At 67.2% G+C, this 22,406-nt stretch carries 20 protein-coding genes; 11 read left to right on the top strand and 9 right to left on the bottom strand.

What is annotated here, in order from left to right; all coding sequences use genetic code 11:
* Positions 1-4 precede the first annotated feature (4 nt).
* Positions 5-2,164, bottom strand: coding sequence for a phosphoribosylformylglycinamidine synthase subunit PurL (gene purL / locus BUR94_RS08485; RefSeq protein ID WP_074255833.1), 2,160 nt, complete (start codon positions 2,162-2,164; stop codon positions 5-7).
* A gap of 461 nt (positions 2,165-2,625) precedes the next feature.
* Here purL and BUR94_RS08480 point away from each other — a divergent pair, with 461 nt between their 5' ends.
* Positions 2,626-3,252 (top strand): hypothetical protein, encoded by a 627-nt coding sequence (locus tag BUR94_RS08480; protein ID WP_074255831.1) that lies wholly within the window; start codon positions 2,626-2,628, stop codon positions 3,250-3,252.
* 243 nt (positions 3,253-3,495) lie between these two features.
* Entirely contained in the window at positions 3,496-4,122 is a 627-nt protein-coding gene (locus tag BUR94_RS08475) for a hypothetical protein (protein ID WP_074255829.1), read from the top strand.
* Positions 4,123-4,481: 359 nt separating this feature from the next.
* Here the strand turns inward: BUR94_RS08475 and BUR94_RS08470 are convergent, their stop codons facing one another.
* Positions 4,482-5,387: a LysR family transcriptional regulator gene (locus tag BUR94_RS08470; RefSeq protein ID WP_074255827.1), complete on the bottom strand. Its 906-nt coding sequence runs from the start codon at positions 5,385-5,387 to the stop codon at positions 4,482-4,484.
* A 158-nt stretch (positions 5,388-5,545) separates the two neighbouring features.
* On the opposite strand from BUR94_RS08470, the gene BUR94_RS08465 reads away from it, so the two are divergent.
* The 5 genes from BUR94_RS08465 to ccmE all read left to right on the top strand — a co-directional run bounded on the left by BUR94_RS08465 (position 5,546) and on the right by ccmE (position 12,374).
* Positions 5,546-8,944, top strand: a complete 3,399-nt coding sequence (locus BUR94_RS08465; protein ID WP_074255825.1) for an indolepyruvate ferredoxin oxidoreductase family protein — start codon at positions 5,546-5,548, stop codon at positions 8,942-8,944.
* A gap of 172 nt (positions 8,945-9,116) precedes the next feature.
* Positions 9,117-9,995 carry a lysophospholipid acyltransferase family protein gene (locus tag BUR94_RS08460; RefSeq protein ID WP_074255823.1) on the top strand — a complete coding sequence of 293 codons (879 nt, stop codon included), beginning with the start codon at positions 9,117-9,119 and terminating at the stop codon, positions 9,993-9,995.
* A 6-nt stretch (positions 9,996-10,001) separates the two neighbouring features.
* Positions 10,002-10,814: a glutamate racemase gene (gene murI / locus BUR94_RS08455; protein ID WP_074255822.1), complete on the top strand. Its 813-nt coding sequence runs from the start codon at positions 10,002-10,004 to the stop codon at positions 10,812-10,814.
* A gap of 63 nt (positions 10,815-10,877) precedes the next feature.
* Positions 10,878-11,906 (top strand): N-acetyl-gamma-glutamyl-phosphate reductase, encoded by a 1,029-nt coding sequence (gene argC, locus BUR94_RS08450; protein ID WP_074255820.1) that lies wholly within the window; start codon positions 10,878-10,880, stop codon positions 11,904-11,906.
* A gap of 9 nt (positions 11,907-11,915) precedes the next feature.
* Positions 11,916-12,374 (top strand): cytochrome c maturation protein CcmE, encoded by a 459-nt coding sequence (gene ccmE, locus BUR94_RS08445; protein ID WP_074255818.1) that lies wholly within the window; start codon positions 11,916-11,918, stop codon positions 12,372-12,374.
* Between the two features lie 19 nt (positions 12,375-12,393).
* Here ccmE and BUR94_RS20650 read toward each other — a convergent pair whose 3' ends face one another.
* Positions 12,394-13,188, bottom strand: a complete 795-nt coding sequence (locus tag BUR94_RS20650) for a hypothetical protein (protein WP_175570438.1) — start codon at positions 13,186-13,188, stop codon at positions 12,394-12,396.
* Positions 13,189-13,270: 82 nt separating this feature from the next.
* Complete coding sequence (gene purB / locus BUR94_RS08430; RefSeq protein ID WP_074255812.1) at positions 13,271-14,575, bottom strand: adenylosuccinate lyase; 1,305 nt, start codon at positions 14,573-14,575, stop codon at positions 13,271-13,273.
* A gap of 103 nt (positions 14,576-14,678) precedes the next feature.
* On the opposite strand from purB, the gene BUR94_RS08425 reads away from it, so the two are divergent.
* A complete protein-coding gene (locus tag BUR94_RS08425) occupies positions 14,679-15,041 on the top strand; it encodes a hypothetical protein (protein ID WP_074255810.1) in 363 nt (120 codons plus the stop codon).
* Positions 15,042-15,239: 198 nt separating this feature from the next.
* Positions 15,240-15,860, top strand: a complete 621-nt coding sequence (locus BUR94_RS08420) for a hypothetical protein (RefSeq protein WP_074255808.1) — start codon at positions 15,240-15,242, stop codon at positions 15,858-15,860.
* Positions 15,861-15,879: 19 nt separating this feature from the next.
* Here the strand turns inward: BUR94_RS08420 and ilvN are convergent, their stop codons facing one another.
* Positions 15,880-16,446: an acetolactate synthase small subunit gene (ilvN, locus tag BUR94_RS08415; RefSeq protein WP_074255806.1), complete on the bottom strand. Its 567-nt coding sequence runs from the start codon at positions 16,444-16,446 to the stop codon at positions 15,880-15,882.
* Between the two features lie 119 nt (positions 16,447-16,565).
* On the opposite strand from ilvN, the gene BUR94_RS08410 reads away from it, so the two are divergent.
* The gene (locus BUR94_RS08410; protein ID WP_074255804.1) at positions 16,566-17,378 is read left to right on the top strand and encodes a hypothetical protein; all 813 of its coding nucleotides are present in this window, start codon (positions 16,566-16,568) and stop codon (positions 17,376-17,378) included.
* On the opposite strand, the gene BUR94_RS08405 is transcribed toward BUR94_RS08410, so the two are convergent.
* From BUR94_RS08405 to BUR94_RS08395, 3 genes are all read right to left on the bottom strand, one after another.
* Positions 17,338-17,802: a hypothetical protein gene (locus BUR94_RS08405; RefSeq protein ID WP_074255802.1), complete on the bottom strand. Its 465-nt coding sequence runs from the start codon at positions 17,800-17,802 to the stop codon at positions 17,338-17,340. The genes BUR94_RS08410 and BUR94_RS08405 overlap by 41 nt on opposite strands.
* 123 nt (positions 17,803-17,925) lie before the next feature.
* Positions 17,926-18,261, bottom strand: a complete 336-nt coding sequence (locus BUR94_RS08400) for a hypothetical protein (protein WP_074255801.1) — start codon at positions 18,259-18,261, stop codon at positions 17,926-17,928.
* A gap of 16 nt (positions 18,262-18,277) precedes the next feature.
* Positions 18,278-20,029: an acetolactate synthase 3 large subunit gene (locus BUR94_RS08395; protein ID WP_074255799.1), complete on the bottom strand. Its 1,752-nt coding sequence runs from the start codon at positions 20,027-20,029 to the stop codon at positions 18,278-18,280.
* Between the two features lie 425 nt (positions 20,030-20,454).
* Between BUR94_RS08395 and BUR94_RS08390 the strand changes: the two genes are divergently transcribed.
* Positions 20,455-21,711: a cation:proton antiporter gene (locus BUR94_RS08390; RefSeq protein ID WP_074255797.1), complete on the top strand. Its 1,257-nt coding sequence runs from the start codon at positions 20,455-20,457 to the stop codon at positions 21,709-21,711.
* A gap of 50 nt (positions 21,712-21,761) precedes the next feature.
* Here the strand turns inward: BUR94_RS08390 and BUR94_RS08385 are convergent, their stop codons facing one another.
* A complete protein-coding gene (locus BUR94_RS08385) occupies positions 21,762-22,124 on the bottom strand; it encodes a PRC-barrel domain-containing protein (protein ID WP_074255795.1) in 363 nt (120 codons plus the stop codon).
* Positions 22,125-22,406 lie beyond the last annotated feature (282 nt).

Raw genomic sequence — 22,406 nt, 5'->3', positions numbered from 1 at the left:
TGCATCAGTCGAAGGCCTCGGCGAAGACGCCCCGGTAGAGGGCGGAGAGCTCGGCGCGCGGCGCGGAGCTGCCGCCGAGAGACACGCTGTCGCCGCCGAACTTGCCAACGGTGGTGACGGGCACGCCTGCCTTGCCGGCCTCGACCATCAGCGCCTCGGCCTTGTCGAAGGAGCAGGCGATGAGATAGCGGCCCTGGTCTTCGCCGAAGAGCGGGCCGTTGCCTGCCGCCTCGATGGTGACGCCGGTGCCGGCCGCCTCGGCCATCTCGAAGGCGGCGAGCGCGAGGCCGCCATCGGCGAGGTCGGTGCAGGCGACGATCAGCCCGGCATTGGCGCGGATGAAGGCGCCGTGGGCCTTCTCGGCGGCGAGGTCGACGTGGGGCGCGTCGCCGTCTTCACGGGCGAAGGCCTCGTAGAGCAGGGCGGACTGGCCGAGGTGGCTGCCCTCGGCGCCGACCAGAAGGGCGACATGGCCGGGGCGGGCCTGGCCGTCGATGAGCTGGTCGAGGCTGTCGAGCAGGCCGACGGCGCCGATGGTGGGGGTGGGCAGGATGCCTTGCCCGTCGGTCTCGTTGTAGAGCGAGACGTTGCCGGAGACGATGGGCATGTCGAGCGCCTCGCAGGCCTCGCCGATGCCGCGCAGGGCGCCGACGAACTGGCCCATGATCTCGGGCTTCTCGGGGTTGCCGAAGTTCAGGTTGTCGGTGGTGGCCAGCGGCAGGGCGCCCTTGGCGGTGAGGTTGCGGTAGGCCTCGGCCACCGCCTGCTTGCCGCCCTCGTAGGGGTTGGCCTTGACGTAGCGCGGGGTCACGTCGGAGGTGAAGGCCAGCGCCTTGCCGGTGCCATGGACGCGCACCACGCCGGCGCCCGCGCCGGGGGGCACGGCGGTATCGGCCATGACCATCGTGTCGTATTGCTCCCAGACCCAGGCCTTGTGGGCGTAGTTGGGCGAGCCGATCAGGGTTTTCAGGCCGTCGATGGGGTCGATCTCGGGGATCGGAGCGAGCGGCGCGGCGGGGGGCGTCTCGACCCAGGGCCGGTCATACTCGGGGGCGGAGCCGGAGAGGGTGGCCAGCGGCAGGTCGGCCTTGGTCTCGTTGCCGTGGATCACGATGAAGCGGTCTTCGGCGATGGTCTCGCCGACGATGGCGAAGTCGAGATCCCACTTCTCGAAGACGGCGCGGGCCTCGGCCTCGCGGGCCGGGTCGAGCACCATGAGCATGCGCTCCTGCGACTCGGACAGCATCATCTCGTAGGCGGTCATGTCGGGCTCGCGCTGGGGCACGGCGTCGAGGTTGAGCCGGATGCCGAGGCCGCCCTTGTCGCCCATCTCGACGGCGGAGCAGGTGAGGCCGGCGGCGCCCATGTCCTGGATCGAGATCACCGCGCCGGTCTGCATCAGCTCCAGCGTGGCCTCCATCAGCCGCTTTTCGGTGAAGGGGTCGCCGACCTGCACGGTGGGGCGCTTCTCTTCGATGGTGTCGTCGAACTCGGCCGAGGCCATGGTGGCGCCGCCGACGCCGTCACGCCCCGTCTTGGCACCGAGGTAGACCACGGGGCGGCCCACGCCGGAGGCGGCGGAGTAGAAGATCTTGTCGGCGTCCGCCAGGCCGGCGGCGAAGGCGTTGACGAGGCAGTTGCCGTTGTAGGCCGGGTGAAAGCGGACCTCGCCGCCCACGGTGGGCACGCCGAAGCAGTTGCCATAGCCGCCGATGCCGTGGACCACGCCGTTGACCAGCTGGCGGGTCTTGGGGTGGGCGGTTTCGCCGAAGCTGAGCGCGTTCATCGCCGCGATGGGCCGGGCGCCCATGGTGAAGACATCGCGCAGGATGCCGCCCACGCCGGTGGCCGCGCCCTGATAGGGCTCGATGTAGCTGGGGTGGTTGTGGCTCTCCATCTTGAACACCACGGCCTGGCCATCGCCGATGTCGACCACGCCCGCGTTCTCGCCGGGGCCGCAGATCACCTGGGGGCCGGAGGTGGGCAGCTTGCGCAGGTGGATCTTGGAGGACTTGTAGGAGCAGTGCTCGTTCCACATGGCCGAGAAGATGCCGAGCTCGGTGAAACTCGGCTCGCGCCCGATGATCTCGAGGATGCGCTCATACTCATCCGGCTTCAGCCCGTGGGCTTCGATCAGTTCGGGCGTGATTTCGGGTTCGGTCATGATGGCTCCCCTGATGCTCACGCGCCTTTTAGAAAAAGGGCCGCAGGAGGGAAAGGCGCAAAGTGCAGCGGGCCGGGATTGGCGAATCGGAGGGGCCGGCGCGGGGGGCGTAAAAGCTGCATCTGGCGTTAACCTTTTTCACGCCGGGCGTGTGTAACCGATTGCAGGTGGGCAAAAACCGTTTGGAAACAGTTTGTTGACGCGGGGTCAGTGCCTGAGTCTCACACCGACCATGGTCGTAGGCCCAGATTTTCGCCGATGAAGGCCAGCCAGCGATTGTTGGCAGATCGTTAATTTCATTGCGTATGCTTACGGTTCCATGGGGTCAGTTCACGGTTCCGTTACCGGCATGTGATGCAGCCGGAGGGAGAGCGGAATGCTATCATCTGAGGTGTGGGGCATCCGATGGAACTATTGCCAGGAGCAGAAAAATGATTAGCGTGCAGATACTTAACAAGTCAATGAAGGCTGCGGCCGTGGTCGGCGCATCTTTCGCTCTGGTTGTGCCGGCGCAAGCCGGAGGCCTGGGCGTGGGCGTGAGTGTCGGCGGCATTTCCGCCGGGGTGAGCGTTGGCGGGGGCTCGGTGGCCAGTGCCGATGTTTCGGTGGGCGGCTCCGGGGGCGTGAACGCCGATGCCACGGTGGGTGGCGGCGGCGGCAGCGTGGCCGATGTGAACGTGGGCGTCGGGGGCGGCGGCAGCAACCTGGCCGATGTGGATGTGTCGGTGGGGGGCGGCGGCTCGGGGGGCGGCTCGGGCGGGGGCGCGGGAACGCCGACCACACCGGGTACGCCGGGTGTGACGACCACGCGCGCCGAGCCCTTCGGCTCTGCGATCCCGGCCAAGCGGTTCATGGCGGGCGACCTCGTGGGCACGGTGGTGCTCTCGTCGGACGGGCAGCTGGTGGGCGAGGTCGTGCATGCGACGATGTCCAACGGCAAGATCCGCGCCCGTGTGGCCCTGGCGGACTCGCTGAAGGTGCGGGCCGACTACGTGGTGCTCTCGCTCGGAAAGAGCAGCGTGAAGGACCGCGTTGTCTGGCTCTCGATGTCGCGCAACCGCTTCGTGAGCAGCGTCAAGAACAGCTGACTTCGCCCCCCAGGTTGAGGCAGCTCGGGAAGGGTGCGTCCTGCAGGGCGCACCCTTTTCTCGTTTGGCGAGGTGCCGGCTTCACGGTTCTGCCGCATTGCGCGATGTTGGTCGCCGGATGCGGAACTATGCGGCGGACATGCAAATGACTGTTTCATCCTTTCTTGCGAGGCCGACACAAAATCGTCCCTTTGTGACCCCAAGGTTGATTCGGGCGGGGTAAAGGTGACGAAAGGTAGATCCATGGATTATTTGACAAAGAATGGACTGAAGGCCGCAACGGCGATGGTCGCCGCAGCCCTTTGCCTTGCAACCCCGCAGCCGGTGCAGGCGCTGGAGATCGGCGTGTCGCTGGGTGGCGGTGGCGGGGTCAGCGCCTCGGTGGGGGCAGGCAAGTCCGGTGTGGATGCCGGGGTGAGCGTGGGCGGTGGCGGTGGCGTCAGCGCGGGCGTTTCGGTCGGCGGCTCGAGCTCGGGCGGAAGTGCCGAGGTGGACGTGGCCATCGGGGGCGGGCACGGTGCGACGCCGGAGAGCTCCGGCACAGGCGGCGCGGTGACGGCCAGCGCGATGACCGCGCCCGCCGCGATGACCGAGGCGGAGGCGGAGCGCAAGCGCTTGCTGCTGGCCCAGCGGCTGGCCTCCTACAAGGGCACGGCGCTGCTGTCGTCCGACGGCGTGGTGCTGGGCCGGGTGCTGGCGGTGAGCTACTCCTCTGCGGGCGTCGAGGTGGTGGCGCGGCTGTCGGGCGAACTCGGGAGCCACGAAGGGCGCACGGTGAAGCTGACCACCGACCCGCGCTCGCTGGACGACCGGAAGGTGCAATTGCGGCTGACCGAACGGCGGTTCACGCGCTCCCTGCGCGACCTCTGACCCAGGCCAGGCAGGCTTCGGCGCTGCGGCACGGGGTGTCGCGGCGCCTGTTTCCGTTTTGGAAACGGAGTGTTGCCAGGCCCCGTGCCGGGGGGTTGCAAGGATGGATTTTCTGGTGCAGGCTCCGGCAAATTCGGCCCGCCCGGGCCCCCGAAACTGCTGCAATGCCAGACGGTTGGACAAAAAAAGAGGCCGAGACAAGCTCGGCCTAAGTCCAACAGGGAGGTAAAAGACGCGCTGGCCTGAGCCGGTGCGCCTAATGTCCTCTCATATGGGCAGCCGACGCTTTCATTCAAGTCTTAATATGCCGCACGTGCGAATGTCAGCCATGACTGTGGCGCATGGCACACAGGGCAAAGCTATTCGAATGCGGCGTCCCGTACAGCCTTGCGTTGTGCCTGGATCTCGCTGGTCACGAAGTCCCTGAAGGCGGCTATCCTCTTGGATTGGCGTAATTCTTCGGGGTAGGCGAGAAACACGGGCACCTCGGAGCTCTCCTCCTCGGGAAGCACCCGAACCAGCCCCGGCGTGTCGAGCGCGACGTAGTCGGGCAGCACGCCGATGCCGAGGTGGTTGATGACCGCTTGCAGCACCCCGAAGTAGTTGTTGACGGTGAGTCGCTTGGTGATGTCGCGGGTGAGCAGCGCGGCGATCATCTCGGCCCCGGCGCGCACCTGGGTGGAATGGGCGGCCTGGCTGATGAGCCGGTGCTCCGACATGTCATCGAGCGTGGCGGGTGCGCCATGGCTGGCAACGTAGGTTTCGGAGGCGTAGAGCCGCATCCGCACGCCCATCAGGCGACGGCGGATGAGATCGGCCTGGGAGGGCTCCTTCATCCGGATCGCCACGTCGGCCTCGCGCATCGGCAGGTCGAGCACCCGCTCCTCGAGGTTGAGGTCGATCGAAAGATCGGGGTAGCGCTCGTAAAGGGCCGGAAGGCGCGGGGTGAGCCAGAGCGTGCCGAAGCCGGTGGTGGCGGTGACCCGCAGCTCGCCGAAGACCTCCTCCTCGCTGTCGCGGATGCGGGCGGCGGCGGTATCGAGCCGGCGGTTCATCACCTGGGTGGCGTCGAACAGCAGCTCGCCCTGCTCGGTGAGAATCAGCCCCCGTGCGTGACGATGGAAAAGGGTGGCATTGAGGCTCTCTTCCAGCGACCGAATCTGCCGCGAGACCGCCGATTGCGACAGGCCGAGCGTCTCACCCGCATGGGTGAGCGAGCCGGCATCCGCCACGGCGTGAAATATTCTGAGCTTGTCCCAATCCATCCTGAACCAATCATCAAAATCCGAAGCGCTTGCGGCGCAGCATCCTTATGCACGTCGGGACCCTAGGCGCAAATGGTTAACCACCGCACAATTCTGTTTGTAGGTCAGAAATTATGACCTAAGTTCATGATATACTCGCGACTGGGAGGAAGCGCGTAATGACCAGGCAGGACGTAAGTCTCACCGACCGTTTCGACCTCGAGAAAACCCCCGTTCTGCTGAACGGCACGCAGGCGCTGGTGCGGCTGATGCTGATGCAGAAGGCCCGCGACAGGGCGGCGGGGCTGAACACCGCAGGCTATTGCACCGGCTATCGCGGCTCGCCGCTGGGCGGGGTGGATCAATGGATGACCAGGGCCGGCAAGGTGCTGGCCGCCCATGACGTGCGCTTCGAGCCGGGGCTGAACGAAGACCTCGCGGCCACCGCGCTCTGGGGCAGCCAGGCGGCGGAGTTGCGCGGCGAGGGCAAGTTCGACGGGGTCTTCGGGCTCTGGTACGGCAAGGGGCCGGGGGTGGACCGCACCGGCGACGCGATGCGCCACGCCAACATGGCCGGCACCAGCCCGCACGGCGGCGTGCTGATGGCGATGGGCGATGACCACACCGGCGAGAGCTCGACCACCTGCCACCAGTCCGACTGGGCGCTGGTGGACGTGCATATGCCGGTGCTCAGCCCGGCGGGCGTTCAGGAAATTCTCGATTACGGCATCTATGGCTGGGCGTTGAGCCGCTATGCCGGTGTCTGGGTCGGGCTGAAGGTGATGAAGGACACGGTGGAGGCGACCTCGGTGGTGGATGGCAACCCCGACCGGCTGAGCTTTGTTGCGCCCGACTTCAAGCTGCCCGAGGGCGGGCTGAACATCCGGCTGGGCGATCACTGGATCGCGCAGGAGGAGCGCCTGTTGGCGCACAAGCGCTTTGCGGCGGAGGCCTTTGCCAACGCAAACCGGATCGACCACCGGATGCACGGCAAGCCGGGGGCCAGGATCGGGTTCGTGGCGGCGGGCAAGAACTGGCTCGACCTCTGCCATGCGCTCGAGCTTCTGGGCATCGACGGCGAGGAGGCCGAGCGCTTGGGGGTGACCACCTACAAGGTGGGCCAGGTCTGGCCGCTCGACATGAAGGGCTTTCACGACTGGGCCGAGGGGCTCGAGGTGATCGTGGTCGTGGAAGAGAAGCGCAAGCTGATCGAGGTGCAGGTCAAGGAAGCGATCTTCGACGACCGCCGGGGCCGGCGGGTCTATGGCGGGATGAAGAACGGCGAGGTGCTGTTTCCCAACCACTTTGCGCTCGATCCCAACCAGATCGCGCTGGAACTGGGGCAGATTCTCATCGAGGAGGATTGCGGGACCGACCGGATCAAGGCCGGGATGGCGCGGATCGAGAGCGCGCGGATGGCCGACAACGCGCCCGATATCGCGGCGCGGCTGCCCTATTTCTGCGCCGGGTGCCCGCATAACACCTCCACCAGGCTGCCCGATGGCAGCGAGGCGGGGGCGGGCATCGGCTGCCATTTCATGGCGCGCTGGATGGACCGCTCGACCGACCGCTTTACCCAGATGGGGGCGGAGGGTGTGAACTGGGTCGGCGAGGCGCCGTTTTCCAAGCGCGAACACCTGTTTCAGAACCTGGGCGACGGCACCTACAACCACTCCGGAACGCTGGCCATCAGGGCGGCGCTGGCGGCGGGCACCAACATCACCTTCAAGATCCTGTTCAACGACGCGGTGGCCATGACCGGCGGCCAACCCAACGAGGGTGACCTTTCGCCCCAGCAGATCGCCCGCGAGGTGCTGGCGATGGGGGTGAAGGAGGTGGCGCTGGTCTACGACGAGAAGGAAGACGTGGATTTTGCGGCCTTCCCGAAGGAGGTGAGCCGGCACGAGCGCGCCGAGCTGGAAGATGTTCAGGAAAAGTTCAGCAAGATCAAGGGCGTGTCGGCCATCATTTACGTGCAGACCTGCGCCGCGGAGAAGCGGCGGCGGCGCAAGCGCGGCACCTTCCCGGATATCGACCGGCGGGTGTTCATCAACACCGATGTCTGCGAGGGCTGCGGCGATTGCGGGGTGCAGAGCAACTGCGTGGCGATCCTGCCGAAGGAGACCGAGCTGGGCCGCAAGCGCGAGATCGACCAGAGCGCCTGCAACAAGGATTTCTCCTGCCTGAACGGCTTCTGCCCCAGTTTCGTGACGATCGAAGGCGCCAAGGTGAAGAAGGCGCCGGAGAAGGCGGTGGATCTGCCCGACCTGCCGGAGCCGGTGCTGCCCGCGATCGAGGGCACCCATAACATCGTCATCACCGGCGTCGGCGGCACCGGGGTCGTTACCGTGGGCGCGGTGCTGGCGATGGCGGCCCATGTCGACGGCAAGGGCGTGGGGATGATCGAGATGGCCGGGCTTGCGCAGAAGGGCGGTGCGGTGCATATCCACATGCGCATCGCCGAGACGCCCGAGGCGATCAACGCGATCCGGGTCAGCACCGGCGAGGCCAACGCGGTGATCGGCGGCGACCTGGTGACCACGGCGGGGGCCAAGACGCTGGGCCTGATGCGAGTGGGCCAGACCGGCGCAGTGGTGAACGCGGCCGATATCATCACCGGGCATTTCACCCGCGACATCAACTTCAAGCTGCCGCATGACAGGATGGTGCTCGCGCTTCAGGCCAGGTTGAAGGACGGGCTGCAACTCTTTGATGCGCAGGCGCTTTCGCGCGTTTTGCTGGGCGACAGCATCTATTCCAACATGATGATCCTCGGCGCGGCCTGGCAGGCCGGGCTGGTGCCGGTGACCCATGAGGCGCTGATGCGGGCGATCGAGCTGAACGGGCAGGCGGTGCAGGGCAACAGACGGGCCTTCGAGATCGGTCGCTGGGCCGTGGCGGAGCCGGAGGCGGCGGGCGCGATGCTCGCACCCGAGGCGCCTGCCGAGAAGACGCTGGCCGAGCGCATCGCCTTCCGCGAAGCGCATCTCGAGGCCTGGGGCGACGCCGAGACGGCGCGGCGCTACCGCGCGCTGGTGGACCGCGCGCCGGATGACGAGATGAAGCTGGCGCTGGCGCAGGGCTACCACAAGCTGCTGGCCTACAAGGACGAGTACGAGACCGCGCGGCTGCTGCTCGACACCGAGGCCAAGGCGGCGGAGGTCTTCGAGGGCGACATGCGGTTCAGCTACCACCTCGCCCCGCCGATCTTTGGCACCAAGGGGCCGGGCGGCCGCCCGAAGAAGCGCCAGTTCGGGCCGTGGATGCGGCGCGGGCTGAAGCTGCTGGCGGGGATGAAGGGGCTGCGAGGCACGCTCCTCGATCCGTTCCGCCATGGCCACGAGCGCAAGCTGGAGCGGGCTCTGATCGCGCAGTACGAGGCCGACATGGGCGAGGTGCTGACGGGGCTGCGCCCGGAGAACCGCGCCGCCGCCCTCGCGCTGGCCGAGCTGCCGCTCACCATCCGGGGCTTCGGCCCGGTCAAGCTGGCCAATGCGGAGACGGCTGCAAAGCGGCGCGCAGAACTGCTCGCCGCCTTCCGGAACCCGGAGGAGGGGCTGCGGCAGGCCGCCGAATAGGCTGCCTGCGCTCTAGCCGGAAGCATCCTGAGTGTGTTGCCGGGGGGCGTGAGGGCCCCCCGTTGCACAACCGCCCCAACCGCTGTCACGCTCCGGTTACGAAATCGTCATAGAGCCTTTCCAGATCGGCTCTCGGGCCGTATTTTGCGGCATGAGAACAAGGGAGAGGCCCATGGCCCAGCGGCACCAGGTCGCCCGTGACATCACCTACGCCAATTCGGTGCGCTCCAAGCCGGGGCGCGCCTTCGTGAAGATCCTCGAGAACGCCACCGGGCGGCTCGGGCTGATCCGGCGGGCGAATGGCTACGAGCATGACGTGGCGGGCGGCGCGGACTTCTGGGAGGTGATCGTGCGGCGCTACGGGCTGAGCCTGAACGTCACCCGCGGCAGCCTCGACACCATCCCCCGGACGGGCCCGCTGGTGCTGGTGGCCAACCATCCCTACGGCATCCTCGACGGGCTGATGATGGGGCACATCCTGAGCCAGACGCGGGGCGATTTTCGCATCCTCGCGCATCAGGTCTTCAAGCGCTCGGAGGAGCTGAACAAGGTGATCCTGCCGATCGACTTCGACGGCACCCGCGAGGCGCAAGAGATCAACCTGCGCACCCGGCGCGAAGCGCTGGCCTATCTCGGGCAGGGCGGGGCGATCGGGGTGTTTCCGGGCGGGACGGTCAGCACCTCGGCCCGGCTGCTCTCGCGGCCGCTCGATCCGGGCTGGCGGCGGTTCACCGCCAAGATGATCGCCAAGTCGGGCGCCACGGTGGTGCCGGTGTTCTTCGAGGGGGCCAATTCGCGCCTGTTCCAGATGGCCAGCCACATCCACTCGACCCTGCGCATCGCGCTGCTGATCAAGGAGTTCCGCGCGCGGGTGGACGAGCCGGTGGAGATTGCCGTGGGCGCGCCCATCCCGCAGCATGAGATCGCCGCGCGGGCCGGCGATCCGAAAGCTCTGATGGATTTCCTGCGCGAGGCGACGTATAGCCTCTCGGGCAAGCCGGTTCGCGCCCGCGAATACGGCAAGGAATTCGAAGAACATCACAAGGCGTAAGCCCACATGGCGGTTGGCGTTTTCGACAGTGGCATCGGTGGCCTCACGGTGCTGGACGCGGTGCAGAAGCGGCTGCCCGAGCAGGCGTTCGTCTACTATGGCGACCACGCCCACAGCCCCTATGGGGTGCGCACCGCCGACAACATCCACGAGCTGACCCGCGCCGCCGTGGAGCGGCTGTGGAACGAGGGCTGCGACCTTGTCGTGCTGGCCTGCAACACCGCGAGCGCCGCGGCCTTGCGGCGGATGCAGGAGGCGGGCGTGCCTCAGGGCAAGCGGGTGCTGGGCGTTTTCGTGCCGCTGATCGAGGCGCTGACCGAGCGGCAGTGGGGCGACAACTCGCCCCCGCGCGAGGTGGCGGTGAAGCATGTGGCGCTCTTTGCCACCCCGGCCACGGTGGCCTCGCGGGCGTTTCAGCGCGAGCTGGCGTTTCGGGCCATTGGCGTGGATGTCGAGGCGCAGGCCTGCGGCGGCGTGGTGGATGCCATCGAGGATGGTGACATGATCCTGGCCGAGGCGCTGGTGCGCAGCCATGTGGACGCGCTGAAGCGCAAGATGCCGCAGCCGGAGGCGGCGATCCTTGGCTGCACCCATTATCCGATCATGGAGGCGGCCTTCCAGGAGGCGCTGGGGCCCGAGGTGAGCGTGTATTCGCAGGCCAGCATCGTGGCCGAGTCGCTGGCCGATTACCTCGGCCGCCACCCCGACAAGCGCGGGGAAGGCACCGAGACCAGGTTTCTCACCACCGGGGACCCGCGCAAGGTCACCGACCAGGCGACCCGGTTTCTGCGACGAAAGGTCGAGTTCATCTCGGCCTGACCAGAAGTTGAATTTCAGCCCGCCTGACTTCAGCTTACACAACGCAAGACCAAGGATAGACGCATGACCGCAAAAATCGCCATTCTCGGCGCGTCCGGCTATACCGGCGCCGAACTCGTGAGGATCATCGCCTCCCACCCCGGCATGGAGGTTGCGGCGCTGGCTGCCGACCGCAAGGCGGGGATGGCGATGCGCGACGTGTTCCCGCACCTGGCGCATCTCGACCTGCCGACGCTGGTGACGATCGACGAGATCGACTTTTCCGCCATCGACCTGTGCTTCTGCGCCCTGCCGCACGTGACCTCGCAGCAGGTTATCCCCGGTCTGCCGGCCGATCTGAAGGTGGTGGACCTCTCCGCCGACTTCCGGCTGCGCGACCCGGCCGCCTATGAAAAATGGTACGGCCAGCCGCACCAGGCGGTGGAGCTGCAGAAGGAGGCTGTTTATGGCCTCACCGAGTTTTACCGCGAGGAGATCCGGGGGGCGCGCTTTGTGGCGGGCACCGGCTGCAACGCGGCGACGGGGCTGTTTTCGCTGGTGCCGCTGTTCCGGGCCGGGCTGATCGACCCCGACTCGGTGATCCTCGACATGAAGGTGGGGGTTTCGGGCGCCGGGCGGAGCCTGAAGGAGAACCTGCTTCACGCCGAGCTGAGCGAAGGCTGGATGCCCTATGCGGCGGGCGGCAAGCACCGGCACCTGGGCGAGTTCGACCAGGAGTTCAGCCTGGCCGCGGGCCGCGAGGTGCGAGTGCAGTTCACGCCGACGCTGCTGCCGGCCAACCGGGGCATCCTCTCGGCGGCTTATGTGCAGGGCGATGCGGCGGCGCTGCACGCGGCACTGGTTGAGGCATATCAAGACGAGCCGTTCCTGCATGTGCTACCCATGGGCCAGGTGCCCTCGACCCGCTCGATCCGCGGCTCGAACATGGTGCATCTGGGCGTGGCGGCCGAGCGGGCCAAGGGCCGGGCGACCGTGTTTGCCGCGCTCGACAACCTGACCAAAGGGTCCAGCGGGCAGGCGGTGCAGAACGCCAACCTGATGCTGGGGCTGGAGGAGACCGAGGGGCTGATGATGGCCCCGTTGTTCCCGTGAGGTGATGCGATGGCCGGACTGAAAGGGCTGAAGAAGAAGCGGCGGGTGCAGGTGCTGATGGTGGCCGCCGTGGCGCTGCTGCTCTCGGCGGGCCTCATCGGCTACGGCTTTCGTGACGGCATCAACTTCTTCCGCTCGCCCAGTCAGGTGATGGAGAGCCCGCCCGCGCCCAACGAGGTGTTCCGCATCGGCGGGCTGGTGGAGGAGGGCTCCATCGTGCGCGGCGAAGGCGAGACGATCCGGTTTTCGGTGACCGATGGCGGCGCCACCGTGCCGGTGGCGTTTACCGGGATTCTGCCCGACCTCTTTGCCGAGGGGCAGGGGATGGTCGGCACCGGCAGCTACGACGGGCAGGTTTTTGTTGCCACCGAGATTCTCGCCAAGCATGACGAGACCTACATGCCCAAAGAGGTCGTGGACGCGCTGAAGGAACAGGGCGTTTACGTGGAGCCCGAGCCGGAATCGTGATCGGCACGCGGGCTGCGGGTCAGCCGACGGCGCCCTCCACCAGCAGGTCGTTGGTGGCATTGGTCGCAAGCTCGGTGTAGGTGCCGCGGATCGCGCTGAAGACGGCGGCCTTTGTCTTGCTGCGGACGAGCACGGTGTGCTCGTGGGTGAGCACCTCGACGATGGGTTCATTCGGGTCCCAGAGAACCCACTCGAGGCGCGACACGTGAAGGCACCAGATTTTGGTGTCGGAACGGACGTAGATGGTATCGGGGTCGATCATCTTCTGCTCGCCGCCATCCCCGACGACGAGGCGGAACCCGCCCAGGACACCGCCGCCGCCCCCGGCACCGCCAGCTCCTCCCGCTCCGCCGGCGCCCCCTGCGCCACCCGCTCCGGCTCCTGCACCGGCTCCGGCTCCGGCGCCCTGGGCGCCGATCAGGGCGGCGAGGGCCTTGAGCTTGCAGCAGAGCGCCTCCTCATATTGCTCGATCTCTTCGGGCGTCGCCGTGGCCGGGTCGGGCGGGTTGTCCATCCGCTCGATCAGGTCGTCGATCAGCCGGCGCGTTATGTCGCCGACGTCGGGTGTATCGGGGGGCGGGTCCTCGGCGTCGTTCTTGGCCTTCTCGGCCGCATCCTCGGCGGCCTTCTTTTCGCGCATGACCTCGGCTTGAATGGCCGCGCCCACCGGGCCCTTGAGGCCCTCGAGCAGATCGTCGGCGCCGGGGAACTCCTCGCCGCCAGACATCTCCTTGAAGAGCGCCATCTTTTTCTGGATTTTCCCGATTTCGCCGGCGAGATCGGAAATGGCTTTGAAACCGTCATACGGGGTCATGGTCAACACCTCCTGATGGAAATACCTCAGGAGTATACCACGATTCCGCGAAAACTTGACGCTACGTCAGCCGGACAGGGCGTCAGGCTCCGAAGACCCGCTTGAAGATCGTGTCGACGTGCTTGGTGTGATAGCCCATGTCGAACTTCTCGTTGATGGCCTCGACGCCCAGGGCCTTCACCACGTCTTCGTCGGCCAGCAGCTGCTCGCGGAAATCGACACGCTCTTCCCAGACCTTGAGCGCGTTGCGCTGGACCATGGCGTAGGCGTCCTCGCGGCTGACGCCGGCCTGGGTGAGGGCGAGGAGGACGCGCTGGCTCATCACGAGGCCGGGGAACCTGTTCATGTTTTCCAGCATGTTCTCGGGGAAGATCAGCATCTTGTCGATCACGCCGGTGAGGCGTTTGAGGGCGAAGTCCAACGTGATGGTGGCGTCGGGGGCGATACCGCGCTCGACCGAGCTGTGCGAGATGTCGCGCTCGTGCCAGAGGGCCACGTTCTCCATCGCGGGGATCACCGTCATCCGGACAAGCCGGGCGAGTCCGGTGAGGTTTTCGGTCAGGACCGGGTTCTTCTTGTGGGGCATGGCGGAGCTGCCCTTCTGACCCATGGAGAAGAACTCGGCCCCCTCCAGCACCTCGGTGCGCTGCATGTGGCGGATCTCGATGGCCACGTTCTCGATGCTGCTGGCAATGACGCCCAGCACGGCGAAGAACATGGCGTGGCGGTCGCGGGGGATCACCTGGGTGGAGATCGGCTCGGGCTTGAGGCCGAGCTTGGCGCAGACGTGCTCCTCCACGCGCGGGTCGATGTTGGCGAAGGTGCCGACGGCGCCGGAGATGGCGCCGGTGGCGATTTCGTCACGGGCGGCGGCGAGGCGGGCCTTGTTGCGATCCATCTCCGCGTAGAAGCGGGCGAAGGTGAGGCCCATGGTGGTGGGTTCGGCGTGGATGCCGTGGGACCGGCCGACGCGGACGGTATCCTTGTGCTCGATGGCACGCTTCTTGAGGGCGGCGAGCAGCCCGTCCATGTCATCGAGCAGGATGTCGGCGGCGCGGGTGAGCTGGACGTTGAGGCAGGTGTCGAGCACATCCGAGGAGGTCATGCCCTGGTGGACGAAGCGGGCCTCCTCGGAACCCACATGCTCGGCGAGGTGGGTGAGAAAGGCGATGACGTCGTGCTTGGTGACGGCCTCGATCTCGTCGATGCGGGCGACGTCGAACTCCACGTCCTTCGCCTTCCAGACGGCCTTGGCATTCTCGCGCGGGATCACGCCGAGATCGGCCATGGCGTCGCAGGCGTGGGCCTCGATCTCGTACCAGATGCGGAACTTGGTGGCGGGCTCCCAGATGGCGGTCATTTCGGGGCGGGCGTAGCGGGGGATCATCGGGGCGGCCTTTCGCGTCTGGTCAGCGGTCGTGGGCGAGATACACTCGGGGGGGCACGGCAACAAGAGGGGTGCGGCGATACGGGCCTTGGCGGCTTGGGCGATGATGGCGGGCGCGGCGCTGGCGGAGGGGCCGGAGGGCGGGCCGGAGCTGGGGTTTTTCGAAGGCCGCTACGAGGTGGTGGGGCGCGGGCCGGACGGTGGGCTGGTGGAAGACCCGGTCAGGCTGGTGGTCGAGGGCGAGGCCCTGCGGGCGGAGGGCTGTGCCGGCCCGGCAGGGCGCCTGGCCTGGGGGAGGGTGCATGAGAGCTGGCGGCTGAAAGGGGACATCCTTGGCTGGGAGGTGCGCTGCACCTATGCGGTGGATGCGGGGAACTATCCGCAGCTTCTCTGTGCCGGGCCGGATGCCGTTCGGCTCATGGCCTGGCCCGAGCCGGAGTTCGGCGGGCCGCTGACCTGCCCGTGACGGGCGAGCAGGACACGCGGTAGGCGGCATGGCGAAGGGCCGGGCCTGCCTGTTGCCCGGGCCGGGCAGCGCATGGGCGGGCTTCGGGGGAGTGTCGCATTTTCGCAATGGTTCTACCCAAGGGCGAGTTTTTGCCCCATTGTTGACACTGCGTCAGGGCAGGGTGCGGCCGATCGAAACGGACCGTGGAGAGACACCATGAAGCCCTTTGCAAGGATCCTCGCGCTGTTGGTGGCCGGCCTCGCGCTGCCCCAGGGCGCCGAAGCGCAGGTGCGGCTGGAGACCTCGGGACAGCTGGCGCTGGCCCGGAAGGCGGCGCTGCGCCCGGCCCAGGAGGCGGCGCTGTCGCGGTTCAGGCAGTCGCACGACTACTACGGTGCCTTCTACGTGAGCCGGGGCTCGGAGGCCTCGCATGGCCATGCGGGCGCAAGCTCGCTGGCTGCGGCCAGCACGATCGCGAAGATGGGCTGCGAGCGCAAGTCGCGCGGGCCCTGCGTGTTGCAGGCCGTCATCGTGCCGAAGAGCGCAAACACCGGCCCCAAGGGGCGCATCGACATCTCGGGCACGCTGGCCAATGTGATGGACGACCGGTTCGACAGCCTGCAGCGCGGCCGCTGGACGGCCTTTGCCACGGCGCCTGAAGGGGCCTGGGGCGCGGCCAACAACCTGAGCCGCGGTGCGCAGGCCGAGGCGCAGGCGCTTGGCCAGTGCCGCGCCGCCGCCTCGAAGGCGCGGGGCGCCTATCCGGCCACGATGGCGCGGGCGATGGCGGCGCGCGGCATGTTCGGGTGCAGCACGGTGCTGGTCCTCCAGAAATAATTGCAGGCGGCGGGGTGGCTCAGCCCTTCTCGCCGCGCGAGAGCGCCACGACGCCGGTGCGGGCCAGCTCGGTCAGGCCGAGGGGGCGCATCAGGTCGGCGAAGGCGTCGATCTTCTCGGAGGTGCCGGTCATCTCGAAGATGAAGCTCTTCAGCGTGCTGTCGACCACGTTGGCGCGGAAGATGTCGGCCAGCCGCAGGGCTTCGACCCGCTTCTCGCCCTCGCCGGCGACCATGAAGAGGGCCAGCTCGCGCTCGACCGCGGGGCCTTCGACCGTGAGATCGTGCACCTCGTGGACCGGCACCAGCCGCCCGAGCTGCGCCTTGATCTGCTCGATGATCGAGGGCGTGCCGGTGGTGACGATGGTGATGCGCGAGCGGTGGCCCTGGTGGTCGACCTCGGCCACGGTGAGGCTCTCGATATTGTAGCCCCGGCCCGAGAACAGCCCGATCACCCGCGCCAGCACCCCGGCCTCGTTCTCGACCAGCACGGCGAGCGTGTGGGTCTCGATCACCTCGGCGTTCGGGTCCTTCAGGTCGTAGGCGGAATGCTTGGACAGACCCTTTTTCAGTTTCAGCGCGGCCATGGATGGCACCTCCTCGTTCTGGGCGTGGTTTTGCGGCTCGGGCGGGGATTGTCAATGATCGGCGCTTGACGGAACGTCAGCCCCGCGCTCATGCTGGCCGCATTGAGAGGAACTGATTTATGTATCCGGGCCAGCCGACGACCTGCGATTATTGCGGCGCCGAGATGGGGCCGGTGCGCCGTTCGATCCTGCGCCATTGCGGCAAGCTCGCCTGCATGTCCGAGGATGCGCGCACCGCCAGTGCAAGGCTCGCGGCGGAGCTCGACGAGACGGCGGCGCGTCGGCGAAAGCGGTTCAGGGAGGCGCGGCCCGACCTGCTGGAACGGGTGGCGCAGGAGGCGGGTTGTGCGCCCGAGCAGGTGCGGATCGAGCCGATGCCGCATTACCCGCCCAACATGGTGCCCCTCGACGAGGAGCGGCGCGCGACCTTCCTGGCGCATCTCGACGAGGTGCTGGCCCAGGCCTTTGCCACGACCCCGGAGGAGGCCGCGCGGGAATACCCGCCGCATCCGGTGGACCCGGGCGAGCCGCCGCAGGCCACGCCGGCCTGTGCCACCTGTCGCGGGTTCTGCTGCCGCCCGGGAGGCAAGCACAATGCGTTTCTGACGCTGGCGGTGATCCAGGGCTTCCGGGTTGCGGACCCCGACATCGGAGCGGACACCCTGCGCGACCGCTACGAGGAACGGCTGTCGGACAGCATCGCCGAGGGCGGCTGCGTGTTTGCCGGCCCTGAGGGCTGCACCCTCGAGCGGAGCTGGCGTGCGCCGATCTGCAACCGGTTTCATTGCGGAACCCTCTCGCGCAGTCTCGACCGGATGAAGGCGGATCCGCCGGAGGGGCCGGTGGTGTTTCCGGGGTTCACCGAGGGCGGCGGCATGGGCGTGGTCAGCGTCATGGAGCAGGACGGGAGCTGGCGGGAGCTGGAGGAGTGATCCGGCCGATGTTTAGCACGAAGTCGGCGCCCTGGTAGAAGCCCTGGCCATCGGCCTGGATCAGGCCCTGGTGGGCGGCGTCGAGCGCATCCCAGAACGGGTCGAGATCGTTCAGCACGTCATCGGTGGAGCGGCCATGGAACAGCACCTGGGCGCAGAGGATGGCGGTGCAGCTGCCGAGCGTTGCGGTGACCAACGCCTTGTCGCCGGAACCCAGGGCCACCTTTTCGAGATACTCCGCGATCTCGGCGTCGAAGGTGCCGTCGCCCGGTGTGTTCAGCTCCAGCTCGGCCAGGGGCGTCTCGCCCGTGCAGAGCAGGGCGAAGGGGGGCGCGAGGTTACGCAGGGCCAGGCCCGGCGGCAGCGGCAGGGTTGCCAGTGCCGGGGCGGGCGAGGTGAAGAAGAAGCGCATGCGGTGGGGCATGGGGCGTTCCTTGGCGCGGCCCCTCGGGGAGGCTACGAATTCTGGGCTAGATCATCCAACTGGCAAAGCGCCGTTACCGGAGTGTGGTTGGCTTCCTTCTCGTGGCTACCAGAGGCCAAGACACTAAAGACTGAGCAACTGTGAGGTATAGCCATCCATCGGATTTCCGCAGGAAATCTCCCATATGCCATTTGTCAGCCGAACCAGCGTCATGGAACTGGTGTAGAAGACACTACCGTTAGGATCTCGGTACCTGTAGTAAACCGTAAACGTGTTGTCTTTTCGGTCGTGAACGCCCACGAAATTCAGCGGGGGCTTGCACTTCCGCATAGAGCTGGCGTTCTTTGCGATGACCTCAAACGGCGGAACGGCAAAGGACTGATATAAGTCTGCGGCGGCAGTCTCGGCCATCAAGGTTGCCGCCACAAGTGACCCGAAAAGGGCGCTCACGTTTTTCATCTCGATCTCTCCAGAGTTAAACCAGCACCGCGCCGCCTTCCTTGATCGCGTCGGAGGTGGAGGCGCCGGAGAGCAGCATCTTGTTGTGCGGCTCGCCCGACGGGATCATCGGGAAGCAGTTCTCGTGCTTTTCCACCAGGCAGTCGAAGATCACCGGCCCGTCGTGCTCGAGCATCTCCATGATGGCGTCGTCGAGCTCGGCCGGGTCGGAGATGCAGAAGCCCTTGGCGCCAAAGGCCTCGGCGAGCTTCACGAAGTCGGGCAGGGCCTCGGACCAGCTGTGCGAATAGCGCTCGCCGTGCAGCAGTTCCTGCCACTGGCGGACCATGCCGAGGCGCTCGTTGTTGAGGATGAACTGCTTGACCGGCAGGCGATACTGGGAGGCGGTGCCCATCTCCTGCATGTTCATCAGCCAGGAGGCCTCGCCCGCCACGTTGATGACCAGCGCCTCGGGATGGGCGATCTGCACGCCGATGGAGGCGGGCAGGCCGTAGCCCATGGTGCCGAGGCCGCCCGACGTCATCCAGCGGTGGGGTTCGTCGAAGCCCAGGAACTGGGCCGCCCACATCTGGTGCTGCCCCACCTCGGTGGTGATGTAGCGGTCGCGGCCCTTGGTCAGGGCCTCCAGCCGCTCCAGCGCGTATTGGGGCTTGATGCTTTTCTTGCTCGGCTCGTAGGAGAGGCAGCGCACCGCCTTCCACTCGGCGATCTGCTTCCACCATTTCTGGAGGCCGGCCTTGTTGGTCTTGCGGCCGCGCGACTTCCAGATGCGGAGCGCATCCTCGAGCACATGGCCCACGTCGCCGACGATCGGGAAGTCGACGTGGATCACCTTGTTGATCGAGGAGGGGTCGATGTCGATATGGGCCTTCTGGCTGTTCGGCGAGAAGTCGGACACGCGGCCGGTGATGCGGTCATCGAAGCGGGCGCCGACGTTGATCATCAGGTCGCAGCCGTGCATGGCGAGGTTGGCCTCGTAGAGACCGTGCATGCCCAGCATGCCGAGCCACTCCTTGCCCGAGGCCGGGTAGGCGCCCAGCCCCATCAGGGTGGAGGTGATGGGAAAGCCGGTTTCGGTGACGAACTCGCGCAGCAGCTGGCTGGCGGCCCGGCCGGAGTTGATGACCCCGCCGCCGGTGTAGAAGACCGGGCGCTCGGCCTGTTCCATGGCCTCGACCAGCGCGGTGATCATCTCGGCATCGCCCTTCACGCGCGGGGCGTAGTGGCTCTGCATCTGCTTGGGGCCGGTGTAGTTGCCCGAGGCGAACTGCACGTCCTTGGGGATGTCGATCAGCACCGGGCCGGGGCGGCCGGAGGTGGCCACGTGGAAGGCCTCGTGGATGGTGTGGCTGAGGTCGTCGGTGTCCTTCACCAGCCAGTTCATCTTGGTGCAGGGGCGGGTGATGCCCACGGTGTCGGCCTCCTGGAAGGCGTCGGAGCCGATGGCGAAGGTCGGCACCTGGCCGGTGAGCACGATCATCGGGATCGAGTCCATCAACGCGTCGGTGATGCCGGTGACCGCATTGGTGGCGCCGGGGCCGGAGGTGACCAGCACCACGCCGGGCTTGCCGGTGGCGCGGGCATAGCCCTCGGCGGCATGGGTCGCGCCCTGCTCGTGGCGCACGAGGATGTGGCGGATGTCGTTTTGCTGGAAGATCTCGTCGTAGATCGGAAGGACTGCGCCGCCGGGGTAGCCAAACACGACCTCCACGCCCTGATCCTTCAGGGCCTGGACCACCATTTTTGCTCCGGTCATCTGACGTGCCATCTTTTCATCTCCACTCTGGCGTCATCCGCGATTCGCATAAAAAAACCCCCGATCCGGGTCGGGGGCGCATGGGGAAGTCATTGAGCTTTCCGGTGGTTACCGGCCCATGCGCCTTTCTCCTACGATGACAAGAAGGCTATCCACCTTGTCGGGTCTCCTGCAAATTCGTGGGGGTTGAATACGGCGCGGGGGCTGGGGCGTCAACCGGGTTTGTGGAGAAAGTTTCTTGCCGGGCGGGAAATGGGTAATTTTGTTTCAGAAGGCGCGCGCGTGGGAGGGGTTGGCGCCTGTGCCGGCCTGCAAAGGGACCCATCGGGGCGGTTCATGCGTTGGCGCTGGTACCGGGGGATGCGGGGGCCATGCGGGGGCCATGCCGGAACGGACCGCGCAATGACGAGAACCAGGACGACAGGGGACAGAACCACGTGAACGACGACGCCTTCTTTTCCTTCGCGCCCTATCACCTGACCCTCGCGCTGGTGGGCGCGGTGGTGGTGGCGGCGCGGTGGCTGCCGCGGCTGGTGTCCAGCCGCGAGCCGGCGGCGGCGCCGCTGATGATCCTGATGGGGGCGGGGGCGGTGCTGCTGGTGCCGCAGATGGCGCTGATGCCCGATCCGCGCGAGGCGCCGCGGGCCTGGGAGCTGGTGAGCGAGCTGACGGTGATCGTGGCGCTCTTTGGCGCGGGGATGCGGATCGACAGCCTGCGTCCGTGGCGGCGGTGGTGGCCAACCGCGCGGCTGCTGCTGCTGACGATGCCCTTGACGATCCTCGCGGTGGCGTTGATGGGCTTCTGGCTCGGCGGGCTGACGGTGGCGGGGGCCTTGCTGCTGGGGGCGGTGCTGGCGCCGACCGATCCGGTGCTGGCCGCCGATGTGCAGGTCGGCCCGCCGCATGAGGGGGAAGAGCACCCGGTGCGCTTTACCCTCACCACCGAGGCGGCGCTGAACGACGGGCTGGCCTTTCCCTTTGTCTATCTGGGGCTGATCGTGGCGGCGCAGGGCGTCGCGCCGGAGAGCTGGTTGGCGGAATGGCTCGCGCTCGACGTGATCTATCGCATCGCGGTGGGCGTGCTGATGGGCTGGGTCGGGGGCCGGCTTCTGGGGTTGGCGCTGTTTCGCCTGCCGCGCAATGCGGTGCTGGCCGAAACGGGCTCTGGCGTGGTGGCCTTTGCCGGCGTGCTGCTCTGCTACGGATCGACGGAACTTGTGGAGGGCTACGGCTTCATCGCGGTGGCGGTGCTTGGCCTCACCCTGCGCAGGGTCGAGGAGGATCACCACTTTCACCGGCGGCTGCACGACTTCTCGGAATCGATCGAACATGCGCTGACGGCGGTGCTCCTGGTGGCGCTCGGCACAATGCTGCCGCTGTTGCTGGCCGATCTGGACTGGACCCATGTGGCCATCGCGCTGGCCCTGATCCTGGTGGTGCGGCCGGTGGCGGGGTGGCTCGGGCTGGCCGGCTCCGACCTGAACCGGCGCAGCCGCGCGGTGGTGGCGGTCTACGGGGTGCGGGGGATCGGCTCGATCTATTACCTGTGCTACGCGGGCAGCCACATGGAGTTCGTCAACGAGGCGCAGATCTGGTCGCTGGTGGCGCTGGTGATCCTGCTGTCGACGCTGCTGCACGGCTTTAGCGTGGGCTGGGCGATGGACCGGCTCGACACGGACAGCGATCGGGACTGACAAAGGCGGGGGGCGGGCCGCCCTTGCGGGGCGGCCCGGTGAGCGCGGTCTTACATCCAGTAGAGCGGGGCGCCGTAGTGCTCATGCGCGCGGCGCTCCCAGGTGCGGTCGCGGTGCCAGCTCTCGTGCCGCTCGGGCGCACCTTTCACCTGCTCTTCGGTGATGTCGGTCACGAAGCCGTCGCGGGCGGTGTCGTAGTGAAGCGCGGCCCAGGGGATCGGGTAGTAGTCTTCGCCGAGCCCGAGGAAGCCGCCGAAGCCCATCACGGCCCATCCGACGCGGCCGGACTGCTTGTCGATCATCAGGTGGTCGATCGAGCCGATGTGGGTGCCGTCCCGGCTGTAGACGGCGGTGCCGTTCACGTCGGACGACGACACGAGGCTGGCGGTGCTTTCTTCTGTTGCGGTGTTCATTTCTGGATCCTCCATTTGATGGGAGGTCAACCGGGCGGTCAGCCGGGCGGTTCCGGGCCGCGGCGCGGGGTAGGAACGAAGCCGCCGACGCGGCAGGCGGTGCCGCGGGTGGAACCGTTCGGTACGGGCGGACGTTTTCCACACAAGGGCGATCACGGCGTTTTGAGCCGCCGCGAGCGCCAAACTGAAATGGAGACATCCAATGCACGGAATCATCTATCTTGTCGGACTCGTGGTCGTGATCATGGCCGTCTTGTCGCTCATCGGGCTCGCTTGAGCCGG

This window comes from Vannielia litorea (assembly GCF_900142295.1).
Classification (GTDB): Bacteria; Pseudomonadota; Alphaproteobacteria; order Rhodobacterales; family Rhodobacteraceae; genus Vannielia; species Vannielia litorea.
The sequence above is the reverse complement of the archived record's forward strand: the minus strand, read 5'-3'. Positions and strand labels throughout refer to the sequence as shown.